Source organism: Mammaliicoccus sp. O-M54 (assembly GCF_022386035.1).
Lineage (GTDB): Bacteria > Bacillota > Bacilli > Staphylococcales > Staphylococcaceae > Mammaliicoccus > Mammaliicoccus sciuri_A.
The window spans coordinates 181,040-197,854 of record NZ_JAJNJE010000002.1 but is presented as its reverse complement, the minus strand read 5'-3'; the positions used below and the strand labels follow the sequence as shown (position 1 = coordinate 197,854).

The window sequence follows — 16,815 nt, the reverse complement described above, 5'->3', positions numbered from 1 at the left end:
TATCATTCAAGAAATACTAGATTTCATTTTGTTCATAATAGTCTAATAATGTCTTGATAGACTCTGCGACATTAAGGTGTTGCTGGCTGTCATGTGATACTAAATATGTTGAGAATATTGATAAGAATGTTAGAATGTTTTGTTTTTGAACGCCGTAACCCATAATACCAATTCTCCATATTTGTCCTTGTAAGTCTCCAAATGATCCGGCAATTTCTACACCGTAATTTTGTAATAAGCCATTTCTAAATGCATTATCATCGATGCCTTCTGGAATTTTAACGCAAATGACCATTTTCATCTCGTTAGATTCGTCACCATAAATTTCTAAACCAAGTGCTTTTAAAGCTGTTTTTAAAGCTTCTTGATGATAGCTATGTCTTTTAGCACGTGCTTCAATGCCTTCTGATAGTGCTAATTTTAATCCAGTATATAATGCATAAACAGATGTTGTAGATTCTGTGTGATGATTGAGACGTTTAGGGCTCCAGTAGTCTTGTAACTGTGTTAAATCTAAATAGTTACTGCTAATGAAGTGTTCTTTTTCGGTAGATTCATTTGAGCGAATCCCTAATTCTACACGTTTGCGTTTATTAATTTCTTCACTGAAACGCTCGTTAAACGTAATCGGTGTAATACCTGAAGGAATAGATAGACATTTTTGAGCGCCACCAACGACTGCATCTAGTTCCCATTCATCTACAGGAATAACCATACCTTGATAAGTTGCGACCGCATCTACTACTGAAAAGATGCCTCTTTCTTTACAAGCACGTCCTAATTGATCGATAGGTTGCAATCTTCCTGTTGATGTTTCACCATGTACAATCGCAAGTACTTTAGGTTTATATTCATCTAAAGCTTCAATAATTTCTGCTTGATCAAACACTTCGCCCATCGGTTTATGTATATTGTGGACGATACCTCCTGCACGTGTTACGAGTTCAGTAAATAAATAACCAAATCGACCAATTACAGGTACGAGTACTTCATCACCAGGTTTCACGATATTTGATATAACGGCTTCTAAGCCAGCACGGCTCGTTCCATCAATTGGAAAAGCCCATTTATTTTCTGTTAAGAATGACTGACGAATTAATGACATTGTTTCATTCATGATATTTACAAATTCATAATCGAATTGACCGAGTATAGAATTCGACATTGCTTGAGAAACACGTGGATCTACACTTACAGGTCCAGGTGTCATAATTAATCGTTTGTTCACTTTTAAAGTATCCACATTGCTAACCTCTTTTTCTATAAATTTTGTCATTATACATTATATCTTAGATTTTCATACAATTATTCGTCAAAAATGCTGATTATTTTATTACTTTTTGTCAGAATATTACAAAAAAACGCTATGTATTTAGTATACACTTGTAAGACAATATTAAATTAAATCAAAAACAATGGTATGATTAATGAACGAATATTACATAGATAGAAGGGCTTTTGAAAATGTTAAAAATAGCTTTAAAAAGAACGCCAATCGCAATAAGCGGATTGGCATTAGGCATCATGGCATTGAGTAATGTATTTTATCATATTAATTTTAAGACGCTCGGCCTATGTAGCTTTATTATTTCCTGTGCAATCATTTTATTATTTATTATGAAATGGATCATTTATCCTAGTATGTTTCTGAAAGAACTTAAAAATATCCATACATTTGCGATATCACCAACATTTCCTATGACTTTGATGATATTTGCATCCATTATAAAACAGGAATTTGCCTTACAATCTCAGTTGTTAAACGTGCTATGGTATGCAGCCATTTTATTACATATAAGTTTGATTATTATTTTTATAAGTCGCTATGCATTTAGAAATTTTAAATCATGGCCAAACACAAGTTGGTTTGTAATGTTTGTCGGAACAGGGGTTATAAGTGAAACATCATCGGCATTTAATGAAACACTCGGACATGTATCAACAATTTTTGGAACGGTATGCCTAGTGTTGATTTTAGCGTATGTACTAATCAGCAAGTCATGGCAAACATATAACCAAGAACAATTTCCGATGGTGATTATTATGAGTGCACCAGCAGCACTTTGTTTAAATGGTTATATCTTAAACAATACAAGTTATTCAAATGTATATGTCATCGTCTTATTAATACTTTCCCAAGTGTTATTTGTATTTACATTAATATTCTTACCGAAAATACTACAAAGAGATTTCAAAGTATCCTTTTCAGCAATGACATTCCCATGGGTAACAACAGCCGCATCACTTTATAATGTCACTCAACACAGTCACGCAAGTAGTAGCATCATTACATTCGGAACAATATTTTCTGTAATTGAAATCACATGGGCAGCAATCATCGTATGCTATGTGTTATATCAATATGTCGTATTCCTAGTAACAAAAGACGTCGAATATAGTTAGGATGTAGAAATGGGAGCGGGACAGAAATCTAATTTGTATAAAAAAGATTTCGTAGTCCCGCCCCGGCAAGGATGACTAGAGTTGAAAAAAGCTTGGTACAAGCGCATTTTCAATTCAGGCATCTACTGCCAAGATACTAGAAAAGTCTGAGACATTACATTATGTCCCAGACTCATTTAGCGTTTCTGTACCGATAAAAAATAATTATCGGTCCATATTTCGTATTTCTGTACCGATAAAAAAGATTAACGGTCCATATTTCGCGTTTCTGTACCGATAAAAATAATTATCGGTCCATATTTGGTGTTTCTGTACCGATAAAAAAATTTAACGGTCCATATTTCGCGTTTCTGTACCGATAAAAAAAATTTATCGGTCCATATTTCGTATTTCTGTACCGATAATTCGCTCGTAAACTCTTAAATAGCCAATTAAAAAGTTTGTGTTTGACTATATAGTAACTATACACCTTACCATTATTTGAGTAAGGAGGATTTATCATGAAATTTAATAAATGGTTCTCGTTAATATTGGTTTCTAGTGCGTTATTTTTGATTGTTATAGATATGACAGTTTTATATACTGCTTTACCTACGATAACGTATGAATTAGAAGCGACTGCGTTTCAAAAATTATGGATTGTAAATGCGTATCCGTTAGTTGTTGCAGGGCTCTTACCTGGTTTAGGTACGTTGGGTGATAAAGTAGGGCATAAGAATATGTTTTTATCTGGTTTAGTAATCTTTACTTTAGCATCAGTTATCGCAGCTTTTTCTCCAACATCAGGCACTTTAATTATGGCTAGAGTTATATTAGCTATTGGTGCAGCAACAATGATGCCGTCAACACTTGCTATTATTAAACAAGTCTTTGATGACAAAAAAGATAGAGCACTTGCGCTAGGTATCTGGTCTTCTATTGCATCAGCAGGTGCTGGTTTAGGACCTTTAATAGGTGGTTTATTATTAACTAAATTTTGGTGGGGATCAGTATTCTTAATTAATGTTCCTATTACGATACTTGTGATTGTCGTTGCTTTTATACAAATTCCTAATATTAAAGGAAACAAAGATAAAAAATGGGACATCACAAGTTCAATTCTGATTATGATAGGGCTTATAGGTACTGTCTACGCTATAAAAGAAATCACAAAAGAAAATCCTTCAATTGTACTGATTATACTGACATTAGTGATTGGATTATGGTCGTTGAAATTATTTATTAGTCGACAAAAACGTCTATTAAATCCTTTAATTAGTTTAGATATATTTAAAAATAAATACTTTTTATCAGGTGTGATAGCTGCATTTACATCAGCATCCATATTAATTGGCTTTGAAATGATTTTATCTCAAAGATTACAATTAATTTTAAATCTAACACCTTTAAAAGCAGGGTTAGTCTTAATGTCGATGGCAGCAGCTGCTTTTATAGGGGCAATTGTACAGGGAAGCATCTTAACACGATTTGATAGCATCAAAATACTTATTTATAATTTAATCATTTCTTTAATCGGTATTGTAGGATTCACAGCATTTCTACACAATGATTTATGGATTCAAATACTGTTCCTTAGCATTGCAGGATTAGGGTTAGGCGGTGCAATGACTGTAGCATCAAATGCAATCATGACAAACGTTGATGATGATAAAGCAGGTATGGCAGCATCAGTAGAAGAAGTGTCATATGAACTCGGTGGCTCAATAGGAATAGCCGCACTTGGTGGCATATTTTCATTTACTTATACTTACTTAATGGAACGCTCAATGTCGATAGCAGAAATACCAGCAAAAGCAAAAGGCAGTTTTGAAGAAACAATGATCGTAGCAGAAAATTCAAATGGTCTTTTAAAAAGTAAATTACTAGAATTGGGTACAAATGCATTTGATCATGCATATTCATTAATCCTAATCATAACAATCACAATTATCGCTGCAATTATCCTATTATTGTGGAGAATATTAGCAGAAACACATAAGAAAATAACATAAAAAAAGACTACTTATTTCCCAGAAAATAGAGGGATAAGTAGTCTTTTTTAGTGTTGAAGTGGAATTACGTGCAGAGATAATTTGGTTAATTTATCATATGACTTTACTAATATAATTAAATTTTAAATTCTGCTGTACTTTCACGCTTAATTAATGATGCGCCATGGATTATTTTACCTGGTGATGCTTGTTTATCTTCGATGTTTTGGAGAATACTTTTAACTGAGTTTACGCCTAATTCAAATAATGGCATTTGGATAGTTGTTAGGCTTGGTGAGAGTATTGATGTAAAGTAAGTATCGTGTAATCCAATTATTGAAATATCGTCAGGTACTTTTATTTCATGTTCTTTCATTGCCTTTAATGCACCAAGTGCGATAAGTATATTTGCTGCAAAAATTGCTGTTGGCAAAGTATGATTTTTAATGATTTCTTTCATTGCTTCATAACCTGAATCAATTGTATATTGACTCTCAATTACATTTGCAGATTTGAAGTCATAATTGTTTTGATGCAGTGCTTCTCGATATCCTTGCAATCGCTGAATTGCACTATCAGCATAAATAGGACCAGATATATGAGTGATATGTTTATGCCCAAGTTCAATAAGATGTTCTGTGGCTAATTTTCCAGCTGCTTTATCATCTAATACAACATAGTTATCGGAACTAGAGTGTTTTCCATTAACGATTACGAATGGTTTTTTTGATGATTCTAGTTCTAAAATAATCTCGTGTTCAAGTTCATGTGATGCAATTAGTAGACCATCTACATGATTATCTTTAATTAATTTCAAAAATTCATTTTTCTTCTTATTATGCTCACTATAAATTAACAAACTATACCCATTAGCATTTGCTTCTGATTCAGCACCTTTAATAATGTCTGAATACACTGGATTACCAATGTCAGGTATAACGATTCCTAACATATTTGTCTTATTCATTTTTAAATTTCTAGCCATTCTATTAGGTTGATAATTGAGTTCTTTAACCGTTTGCAATATTTTCTTTCTAGTTGAATCTTTAATTTTTAAAGTCTGATCATCATTTAACACCCGTGATATAACGGACGGGTGAACACCGACTATTTGAGAAATTTCCTTTAAAGTTGCCATCATTTCACCTAGCTTTATTTAGTAATTATATTATATATGATTTTTTGTAGATATTAAAATTTACTTGACTAAAAACGCTTACAATTATAATATGTAACTTAAGGAAAACGTTTTCCTTATTAAATATAGTTATATAAGCTTTATAAAAGAAAAACGTTTTAATTAAAAGGGGGATAAATTTATGGCATCAAATCCTATAGATTCAAAATTATACGGTCAATTATATACAACGGATGAAATGAAAGAGGTATTTTCTGATGAATCGCTTCTTCAAAAATGGTTGGATTCTTGGGTTTCATTAGCAGAAGCAGAGGAATCATTAAAAGTTATACCTGAAGGCATTTCTAAACAAATTAAAGAAAAAGCAGATTATTCTTTATTTGATATGGATGTAATTAGTAATGGCATTATTGATACAACACATCCTTTAATTGTTCAAATAAGAGAGTTTGAGAAATTGTTATCACCTGAAGCGGGTGGATATATTCATTGGGGTGCGACAACTCAAGATATTATGGACACAGCTGTAGTTCTACAAATTAAAAGTGCCCAAGACATATTAGAAAAACAAATACATGATTTTCTTAGATTACTTCTAAAGTTAGCTGAAAAATATAAAGATGTTGTAATGCCTGGTAGAACACATGGCCAGCATGCCTTACCCGTGACGTTAGGATATAAAATCGCAATCTGGGCTGATGAAATTGGTGAACATCTAACAAGGTTAAATGAAGGTAAGAAACGATATTTACTAGGTTCATTTGGTGGTGCTGCTGGTACATTAGCATCATTAGGAGAAATTGGTTTTGATGTTCGTCGTAAATATTGTGAAAATCTAGGATTATATGAACCACTTGTAACATGGCATGTACAAAGAAGTGGCTTTGCTGAATTCTCTAATATCGTCGCGATGATTTCTAGTACTTTAGGTAAAATTGCGAACGAAATTATTAATTTACAAAGATCTGAAATTGGTGAAATTGAAGAAGGACATGTAGATGGTCAAATTGGGAGTAGTACAATGCCACATAAACGTAATCCTATGATTTGTGAATATGTGGTTGGTCTTACAAGATTGGTCCAAAGAAATGCAACTTTAGGTCTTGATGCAATGGTACAAGAACATGAAAGAGATATGACATTCTGGACGACTGAATGGAGCTATATCCCACAAATTTGCATTTATACAAGCAGTCAAGTTGATAAAATGCATAAAATACTTTCCAACATGATTGTTCATGAAGATAAAATGGAACGAAATCTATATTTACTAAAAGGACTCATCGTATCTGAAAACTTAATGTTAGAGCTCGGTAAATATATAGGTAGACAAAAAGCACATGATGTCATTTATGATATCTCGATGGAAGCTTTTGAAAAAGATGAAAAGTTATTAAATATTGCTTTGAAAAATAATACAATTACGCAACATATGTCAGAAGATGAAGTTACGAAACATTTAGAACCATATTCATATATTGGTTTAAGTGAACCATTTATTAAAAAAGTACAAGAAAGATGGACTGATATTACATTCTAAAAATGAGAGGTGTCAAATATGTCATCTGCAGTTTTGACAATTATTATATTAGTAGTAGCAATAGTATTATTTATAACTGAAAAATTACCAATAGCGATTACAGCACTTTTAACATCTATATTGCTTTTTGTAACGGGGATTATCGATAGTAAGACGCTATTCTCAGGATATACAAATGAAGTTGTTATATTAATCACAGGTATGTTTGTGATTGGTGGCGCTTTGTTTGAAACAGGTGTTGCTAAGAAGGTGGGTAACTATATTTCGAAATATGCAAAAACTGAGCGTCAATTGTTATTAGTTGTCATGCTTATTGCTGCTGGACTTTCAGCATTTTTATCTAATACAAGTACGACAGCAGTCTTGTTGCCAGTTGTTATAATGCTAGCGGATAAAGGGAACTTTTCAAGATCTAAGTTGCTTATGCCATTAGCATATGCAACATCACTAGGTGGCATGATCACACTGGTTGGAACTAATGGGAATTTAGCGGTGCAAAGTGTTATGAACAATGCGGGTGTTAAAGAGTTTGGTTTTTTTGAATTTGCTTGGATTGGTATACCTTTAACAATCGTAGGTATTTTATATATGTTAACAATAGGATACAAACTCATTCCAGATAGAGGTTTAGTAGTAGGTGACGATGAATATACAGATAATGAAGAAAATAAAGATAATCAAACTTCTATCAAGCAGATTATAGCTGTATTAGTATTGTTAGGTGCCATTATATTCATGGTCTTTGAAGAACAAATTGGTGTTCCATTACATATAGTATCGATAATTGGAGCATTGATACTTGTCGTAACAAGAACTTTAACAGAAAAACAAGCATACAAATCTCTAGATTTATCTACTATTATTCTTGTAGCTTCAATGATGCCAATGGCTACAGCTTTAGAAAAAACAGGAGCAGCAAAAATGATAGCTGATTATGTTGTAGGTTTTGTAAGTACTAATAGTGGTCCATATATTTTAGTAGGTATCATTTTCAGTATTACCACAATCTTAACTTCAGTAATGTCTAATACCGCTGCAGCAGCCTTGATGGCGCCTATAGCACTCGTCATATCGAATAATATGGGCATCGATCCAAAAGCTGTACTTATGACAGTAGCAGTAGGTGCATCAGCAGCATATGCGACACCAATAGGAACACCACCAAATACGATGATTTATATCCCAGGAAATTATAAATTTATGGATTACGTAAAATGTGGACTACCATTTTTAATCATTCAATTGATTATATGTTTAGTACTCATTCCATTAGTTTGGCCATTTAGTTAGATATCAATATATATTAGGAAAAGAGTCACAAGAACTTGATTGCCAGATTCTTGTGACTCTTTTTATGTTATTACTCAAAAAATAAGGTATTGAAATGTTGAGAGCCTTGATACCATGCTATAATTAGTACATAAAAATTAACGTGCTTATTGATTGCCTATATGTTCACCGTGCCTTATTAGATCGTGGTGAAAGAAGGTGATTATATGGGCTTAGATGTAAGTATGCAACTAGAGATATATTTAACATTCAAGATTACTTACACGGTAATACTTCCTATTACCATTTATTTATTGCTTAAAAAAGACAGTAAAAAATAGTCGCTTGTGCTACAACACAAACGACTAAATTCAATAAGCCATGGTGAAATATAGCATTGACTATACGCCTTAATTTTTACACTCAGTGACCCGTCCAAAGTTGCTGAGTGTTTTTTAATACTTAAATAATATCATGAGTGTATTTTGTTATCAAGAATAAAAGGTGACACTTAGATGTCATATTATTTGTTTCGCTTACCCCAACAACTCCTGTACAACAGCTACCATGTCATCATGTATAACGATGTTTGCTGTAGCATCATAAGGTGTTTCGTCTTTGTTTATAATGACGAGATTTTGTCCTTCGAAGTTTGAGATCAGTCCTGCTGCGGGTTGTACGAGTAGGGATGAACCGAGTACTACGAGTGTGTCTGCTTCTCTTATTTTGTTTAATGCTTTGAATATTGTGTCTTGATCGAGCATTTCACCGTATAAAACGATGTCTGGTCTAATGGTATGACCACATGATTCGCAATGGTGTAAGTGGTTATCAATAACATAAGATTTAGTATATGTTTGATGGCATTTTGTACAATAAAATCGATTTAAAGTGCCGTGTAATTCATCTGTTTTTAGACTGCCGGCATTGCTATGAAGACCATCTATATTCTGTGTGATGACACCGAGTGAACGATGGTCTTTTTCGAGTTGGGCTATCCATTGATGTACGATATTCGGTTGTTTATCGGTGAAGAGTAAATATTGAAAACAAAAGTCCATGAATCCTTCTGGGTCACTTTGTAAATAATCAGTGCTTAATAAATATTCTGGGGAATAGCCATTTTCTGAGATTTGATCATATAATCCACCGAGTGAGCGGAAGTCAGGTATACCACTAGCAACCGAAATACCTGCTCCCGTAAAAAATGTAATGTCTTGAGATGAATCAATGATGTTTTTAAGTTGTTGAATTTGTGTATTCACGTTTATCACTCCGGTTATAATGAATTACTTTTCTAAGTATTTAGGGAAGAATTCTGTATATAAATCAATAAATTTAAGATAGGCATCTTTAGATACATGTTCATCTACTTGATGCGCTTGGTCTACTGTACCAGGTCCATATATTATAAATGAGAAGTTCTCATCTTTAGAAACTAATAAATCAGATGCGTCTGTAACACCTGGTGATGCTTCAGTTGGAAGCGTTGTGTTTAAATGTTTTTCGCCCATTTTCACAGCTAACTCGATTAAAGAATTTTGACCTGTTGTGTAAACGGGTGGTCTAGACATATACGTATCAATTTCAATATCTGTCTTATCGGTTTCTATTTGTTTTAAAATTTCATTGAAATATGAAATGAACTGATCATTATCATGTTCAGGAATCGTACGAATATTGAATTCCGACTCTGCGTGTTCAGGGATAGAGTTAACTTGGTTACCACCATTGAAAATAGTCGCATTCATAATTGGTTCGCCAAGTAGTTTATTTGTTTGATTGAATTTCGTAAAGCCTTCATCTGCTTTATAAATAAATTTTACAAGCGGTGAAATGGCATTAAATCCAAGATGTGGCATTGAACTGTGTGATGCTTTTCCTCGAGAAGTGATGCGAATATCCATTGAGCCTTTATGTGCATAAATAATTCTATCTTGGGAAGGTTCAGCGATAACGAGTGCTTCAACATCATCCATATAACCTTTGTCGTGAAATGCTTTGGCACCTTCACCAGCAATTTCTTCACCAGCCGTTGCAAGTAGACGGATTCTACCATGCTTTAATAAACCTTGATCATGTATGTCTATCATGCTGATAACAAGCGCAGCTAATCCAGACTTCATATCAGCAGAGCCACGACCAAATAACTGACCATCTACTTCAGTCAGTTTAAACGGATCATATGTCCATTTACTTTCATCACCAGCAGAAACGACATCCATATGACCAGAAACACCTAAAATTGGACCATCTTCACCAATTTCAGCAACTAGATTTGCACGCGTTTCACTAATTTTAATGATTTCGGACTCGATGTTATGGTCTGCTAATAATTTCTGCAAGTACTCACATACTTCAATTTCATTTTCATTAACAGATCGAATACTTACTATATCTCCTAAAATGTCTACTTTCTCTTGATCAGTAAATATACTCATAACCAAAACTCCATTTCTATATAGTTTTTATCTCAATTACTATTATATAGCTGAAATCTTGTACTTTGAAATTAAACACATTGAGGAGATGGAGATATGTGAGTGAAGGATTTGATGAAAGTCGTGGCTTAAGTGCAGAGTAAAGCCAAGAGATAGCGAAAGTCATGGCTTAAATATTGAATAAAGCCAAGAGATAGCGAAAGTCATGGCTTAAGTATTGAGTAAAGCCAAAAGATGGCTGAAGTTGTGGCTTAATGTGTGAGTAAAGCCAAGAGATAGGCGAAGTCGTGGCTTAATGGTTGAGTAAAGCCAAGAGATAGCGAAAGTCATGGCTTAAATATTGAATAAAGCCAAGAGAAAGCTGAAGTCATGGCTTAATGGTTGAGTAAAGCCAAGAGATGAGTGAAGTCGTGGCTTAATGTGTGAGTAAAGCCAAGAGATGGCTGAAGTCGTGGCTTAAGTGCAGAGTAAAGCCAAGAGATAGTGAAAGTCATGGCTTAATGTGTGAGTAAAGCCAAGAGATGAGTGAAGTCGTGGCTTAATGTGTGAGTAAAGCCAAGAGATTGAAGAAGATGTGAGTTAAAGACTGAACAAACTCACATCTTTCCCAAATATAAACTTCTAGACAAACTGAATTATTACATTACTATCAGCATCATCTTACTTTCGATACCATTCTTTAGCATTTTGATAAAATATTTTATGAGCTGCGGCTTCGTCAAAAGTATCTTGAACGAGTTGGATATCTTCAGAAGTAAAGCGTTTAGGTGCACGTGTTGATGGTAAATCTGTACCAAACATAAGTGCATCTGGATTTGCCTGATAAATTTCTTTCAATGTATCTTGTACATTTAAATCAACTCTACTGAAACCAGTTGCTTTTACATGAACGCCTTTGTCGACTAATCTTAACAGATTTGGAAGACCTTCCTTAGACAGACCGAGGTGATCAATGGATACGGCTGGTAAAGATAATATCGTTTCTTCAATATCTGGTAAATTCTTTGAATCAATATACAATTCACTGTGCCATCCTACTAAGTCGTGAACACGCTTCGCAAAATCACTCAAATGTGCTAAGTCCTCTGATCCACCACGTTTAACATTAAATCTTAAAGCACGAACGCCTTTGTCATTCAAAGAAACAATTTCTTCATCTGAAACGTTATAAGGCAATTGGGTCACACCACAGAATTCAGGTCCTAAGTCACTTAGTGCTTTAAGTAAATATTGTTGATCAAACCCTTGAAAAGAACCGGATACAATTGCACCACCAGCAATATTCATATTTTGTGTTTCTTCTTGATAATCCTCAGTTAGATAACTCGGTGGCATATAGCCGTTATTCTCTTTTACTTCATAATTAAAATCAATAATATGAAAATGTGCATCAAAAATTTTCATCAAAAATTCCCCCTTTTAAAATCACTATACTATACGAGAAACAAGTTAAATAATATCAATTCATTATGATAGGTTATTTGGAAACGTTATAGAAAAACATCACAATTGTTGTTTTTAAAATATAAAATCATTAAAGAAGTTAATTTGTAAATAAAAACGTTTATAAAATAAGTTTGACAAAACTAGTAATGATAACATTTTAAAAAATATTTTAAAATTTTTTCAAAAATAACTACCATTAGTTAGGTATAAATAGTATAATATGTAAACTTGAGTGAAACATAATAAACAACAGAATATTTATAAATAGTGAAGGGAAAAAGAAAGATGAGAAAAATAAAACGGGATCTTAAATTTTCTATTAGAAAGTTCAAAGTAGGTATTGGTTCAGTTGCAATCGGGGCGATATTTTTAATCTCTAGTAATGGAGAAGTAGAAGCAGCTAAACTTACGAACGAAAGCCAAACGACAATTAAGGGTACAGAGCAACAAGAAAGTAAACAAGAAGAAGTAACGGGAACAAAACAGGGAAATGAACAAACGTTACAAGATACAGAACAAGCAGAAACAAAAGAAGTACCAGAAGTGCAAGAATCTGAATTTCAAGAACCGGTAGCAGAAGAGTCGCAAGAAACAGAAGAATCACAGCAAGTTGAAACGGCTGCTACTAAAGAAATAGAAACGACAGATGTTAATGAAAAACAAGAAGCACCAAAAGAACAAGAACCAAAAGAGACGCTTAATGAAGAAACAGAAGTGTCAGAACCAAAGGGAACTGAAATAAAAGAAATAATTACAGATACAAAACAGGGAACAGAACAACAAAATTCATCTCAAGTAAGTAATAAACAAGAAGTACAAGAACCTAAACAAAAGCAATCAGAAACAACAGTAAGTAAAGAACAAAAAGTTTCTGAAACAACAAAACCAACAAAATCAGAAACAAACACTCAAGTAAGCAATACAACTCAACCTGAAGTGACAGAAACGAAGACTACTAAAAAGGTCGCAAGTGTTAAAGCGAATACGCAAAGTATGAAAGTAGCTAATGTAGCTGCTACAAACGCAGATAAATCTAACACATCAACAGTAACAAAAGATAATTTCACAGATTATTTCAAGTTAAACGGGGATGCAAAGTACGATAAAAATACTGGCATAGTAACTCTAACTACAGATGAACCAAGTAAAAAAGGTAGTTTTTCTTTAAATAGTAAAATTGATATGTCCCAAAGCTTTAAATTAAAAGGGAAAGTAAATTTAGGGAATAAGAATGCAGCTAATAAAGGCGCAGATGGAATCGGTATCGTATTCCATCCAAATTCGATTAACGATATTGGTTCATATGGTGGAGGACTTGGTATCGGCGGACTGCCTAAAGCATTTGGATTTAAGTTAGATACTTGGTATAACGGATCGGGAGAAGCTACATTTGTACCAGACCCTGCAGCATTTGGTGAAAATCGTACAAAAACAATGGGAGCATTCGTATCTACAGATAAAAACAACATGGCAGTTACAGATGAAGATACAATGCAATTTGTTGGTGGACCAATTCAAAATAAATTTACTGATATATTAGTTGAATATGACGGTAAAACAAAAATAATGAAAATTACGTATACAGATACTCAAAATAAATCTTACGATTTCATTAAAGATATGACTGAATATATCGATCCTAATCAAAGTTATACGCTAGCTTTATCAGGGTCTACAGGTGCATACACAAACAGACAAGAATTCCAAATTACCGAATTTACATATGTAGCAAGAGGTGTTGCTAATGTGAAATATGTAGATAAAGATACAGGAAAAGAAATAGCACCTGCGATTGAGTATGAAGGTGATATTAAAGGGAAAGCAACAATAGATAATAAAAAGAATGCTTTATATAATCAGGGGTATGATTTTGTAAATGTGACAGCATCGTATGAAACTCAATTTGATAGACAAACAGATACAGTAACGTTTACAACAAGTGGTCAAAATATTGTATATTACTTTGTTAAAGCAAACGGACAAGTTATTTCTAAGTATGTAGATGAGAATGGAAACAAAATTCAAGAACCAACAACTTTGAATGGCAAAGTAGGAGAAGACTATAGTTCGACACATCCAACTCAGATTAATGAATACAATTATCTAGAAACAGAAGGTAACCCAGAGGGTAAATATTCGAGAGACAATCAAACAGTGACGTACGTGTATCAAAAAGCAGACGGTCATGTAACGGTAAGATATGTGGATGAGAATGGAAACAAAATTCAAGAACCAACAACTTTAAAAGGCAAAGTAGGAGAAGACTATAGTTCGACACATCCAGAACGAATCAATGAATACAATTATCTAGGTACAGAAGGTAACCCAACGGGAGAATATTTAAGAGATAACCAAACAGTGACATATGTATATCAAAAAGCAGACGGTCATGTAACAGTAAGATATGTGGATGAAGAAGGCACTGAAATTCAAAATCCAACAACTTTAAATGGCAAAGTAGGAGAAGACTACACTTCAACACATCCAGAGCGAATCAATGAATACAATTATCTAGAAACAGAAGGTACCCCAGAGGGTAAATATTCAAGAGATAATCAAACAGTGACATATGTGTATAAAAAAGCAGACGGTCATGTAACAGTGAGATATGTGGATGAGAATGGAAACAAAATTCAAGATCCAACAATCTTAAAAGGCAAAGTAGGAGAAGATTATAGTTCGACACATCCAGAACAAATCAATGAATACAATTATCTAGGAACAGAAGGTAACCCGACGGGAGAATATTCAAGAGACAACCAAACAGTGACATATGTGTATCAAAAAGCAGACGGTCATGTAACAGTGAGATATGTAGATGAGAATGGTAATTCGGTACAACCAGATACAGTATTGAATGGCAAAGTGGGAGAAGATTATAGTTCAACACATCCAGAGCAAATCAATGAATACAATTATCTAGAAACAGAAGGCAACCCAACGGGAGAATATTCAAGAGATAATCAAACAGTGACGTATGTGTATCAAAAAGCAGACGGTCATGTAACGGTAAGATATGTGGATGAGAATGGAAACAAAATTCAAGAACCAACAACTTTGAATGGCAAAGTGGGAGAAGATTATAGTTCAACACATCCAGAGCAAATCAATGAATACAATTATCTAGAAACAGAAGGTACCCCAGAGGGTAAATATTCAAGAGATAATCAAACAGTGACATATGTGTATCAAAAAGCAGACGGTCATGTAACAGTAAGATATGTGGATGAAGAAGGCACTGAAATTCAAAATCCAACAACTTTAAATGGAAAAGTAGGAGAAGACTATAGTTCGACACATCCAACTCAGATTAATGAATACAATTATCTAGAAACAGAAGGTACCCCAGAGGGTAAATATTCGAGAGACAATCAAACAGTGACGTACGTGTATCAAAAAGCAGACGGTCATGTAACGGTAAGATATGTAGATGAGAATGGTAATTCGGTACAACCAGATACAGTATTGAATGGCAAAGTAGGAGAAGACTACACTTCAACACATCCAGAACGAATCAATGAATACAATTATCTAGAAACAGAAGGCAACCCAGAGGGAGAATATTCAAGAGATAATCAAACAGTGACGTACGTGTATCAAAAAGCAGACGGTCATGTAACGGTAAGGTATGTGGATGAAGAAGGTAATTCAATACAACCAGATACAGTATTGAATGGCAAAGTAGGAGAAGACTATAGTTCGACACATCCAGAGCAAATTGGTAATTATAAACTCAAAGAAGTTAATGGTAGTGAATCAGGTGTTTATACTAGAGATCCGCAAACTGTAGTTTATGTATATGAAGAAATAACTTCAGAATCATCTAGTGAATCAACAAGCGAAAGTGACTCAGAAAGTACAAGTGATTCAACAAGTGAAAGTGATTCAGAGAGCACGAGCGAGTCAACAAGTGAAAGTGATTCAGAAAGCACAAGTGAATCAACAAGTGAAAGTGATTCAGAAAGTACAAGTGAGTCAACAAGCGAAAGTGACTCAGAGAGCACGAGTGAGTCAACAAGCGACAGCAGTTCTGAAAGTATGAGTGACTCAATGAGTGACAGCGGTTCAGAAAGTACAAGTGAATCAACAAGTGAGAGTGAATCAGAAAGTATGAGTGAGTCAACAAGTGAGAGCGATTCAGAAAGTACAAGTGAATCAACAAGTGAAAGTACATCAGAAAGCATGAGTGACTCAATGAGCGGAAATGAAAGCGACGCTATGAATATAGATGAGACTTCAAATAAAGTTGATACTAATATGAACAATGTTGTTCAAGATGATAATTATGAAGTAAATACTTTAAATAATCATATTGAAGAAGATGCAGATTCTAATGAAATTAAGGATCATAATGGTGATCAGTCTTCTGATGATGAAAAGTTACCTGATACAGGTGAAACTAAACAGAATTCTGGTTTGATGAGTGGCTTACTTGCAGTCTTTGGTGGTGCTTTGTTATTTAGAAGTCGCCGTAAAAATAATCATGATAATCAGTAATTTTAAAAACAAGCTAAGAGAATGCACTCTTAGCTTGTTTTATTAAATGCAAATATTATATAATTATTTAAAAAGAGAATTGCGGAAGGTTAGTTTGTTTGTAATTTTTAT

General features: G+C 33.7%; 10 protein-coding genes. 5 read left to right on the top strand and 5 right to left on the bottom strand.

The window, feature by feature from the left end:
• Window positions 1-16: 16 nt before the first annotated feature.
• Entirely contained in the window at window positions 17-1,243 is a 1,227-nt protein-coding gene (locus LQ673_RS04925) for a pyridoxal-phosphate-dependent aminotransferase family protein (RefSeq protein ID WP_126477163.1), read from the bottom strand.
• Between the two features lie 221 nt (window positions 1,244-1,464).
• Between LQ673_RS04925 and LQ673_RS04920 the strand changes: the two genes are divergently transcribed.
• Window positions 1,465-2,403: a TDT family transporter gene (locus tag LQ673_RS04920; RefSeq protein ID WP_196307742.1), complete on the top strand. Its 939-nt coding sequence runs from the start codon at window positions 1,465-1,467 to the stop codon at window positions 2,401-2,403.
• Window positions 2,404-2,903: 500 nt separating this feature from the next.
• Entirely contained in the window at window positions 2,904-4,394 is a 1,491-nt protein-coding gene (locus LQ673_RS04915) for an MFS transporter (protein ID WP_239705673.1), read from the top strand.
• A 115-nt stretch (window positions 4,395-4,509) separates the two neighbouring features.
• On the opposite strand, the gene LQ673_RS04910 is transcribed toward LQ673_RS04915, so the two are convergent.
• On the bottom strand, window positions 4,510-5,511 hold the full coding sequence (locus LQ673_RS04910; RefSeq protein ID WP_037590263.1) for a LacI family DNA-binding transcriptional regulator: 1,002 nt from the start codon (window positions 5,509-5,511) through the stop codon (window positions 4,510-4,512).
• Between the two features lie 181 nt (window positions 5,512-5,692).
• On the opposite strand from LQ673_RS04910, the gene purB reads away from it, so the two are divergent.
• Entirely contained in the window at window positions 5,693-7,051 is a 1,359-nt protein-coding gene (gene purB / locus LQ673_RS04905; RefSeq protein WP_037590262.1) for an adenylosuccinate lyase, read from the top strand.
• 18 nt (window positions 7,052-7,069) lie between these two features.
• Complete coding sequence (locus tag LQ673_RS04900; RefSeq protein ID WP_239705672.1) at window positions 7,070-8,341, top strand: SLC13 family permease; 1,272 nt, start codon at window positions 7,070-7,072, stop codon at window positions 8,339-8,341.
• 515 nt (window positions 8,342-8,856) lie between these two features.
• Here the strand turns inward: LQ673_RS04900 and LQ673_RS04895 are convergent.
• From LQ673_RS04895 to LQ673_RS04885, 3 genes are all read right to left on the bottom strand, one after another.
• The gene (locus LQ673_RS04895) at window positions 8,857-9,585 is read right to left on the bottom strand and encodes an NAD-dependent protein deacylase (RefSeq protein WP_239705671.1); all 729 of its coding nucleotides are present in this window, start codon (window positions 9,583-9,585) and stop codon (window positions 8,857-8,859) included.
• Between the two features lie 24 nt (window positions 9,586-9,609).
• Window positions 9,610-10,761: an ArgE/DapE family deacylase gene (locus tag LQ673_RS04890; RefSeq protein ID WP_239705670.1), complete on the bottom strand. Its 1,152-nt coding sequence runs from the start codon at window positions 10,759-10,761 to the stop codon at window positions 9,610-9,612.
• A gap of 660 nt (window positions 10,762-11,421) precedes the next feature.
• Window positions 11,422-12,165: an amidohydrolase family protein gene (locus tag LQ673_RS04885; protein ID WP_239705669.1), complete on the bottom strand. Its 744-nt coding sequence runs from the start codon at window positions 12,163-12,165 to the stop codon at window positions 11,422-11,424.
• Window positions 12,166-12,492: 327 nt separating this feature from the next.
• Here LQ673_RS04885 and LQ673_RS04880 point away from each other — a divergent pair, with 327 nt between their 5' ends.
• On the top strand, window positions 12,493-16,704 hold the full coding sequence (locus LQ673_RS04880; RefSeq protein WP_275584071.1) for a MucBP domain-containing protein: 4,212 nt from the start codon (window positions 12,493-12,495) through the stop codon (window positions 16,702-16,704).
• Window positions 16,705-16,815 lie beyond the last annotated feature (111 nt).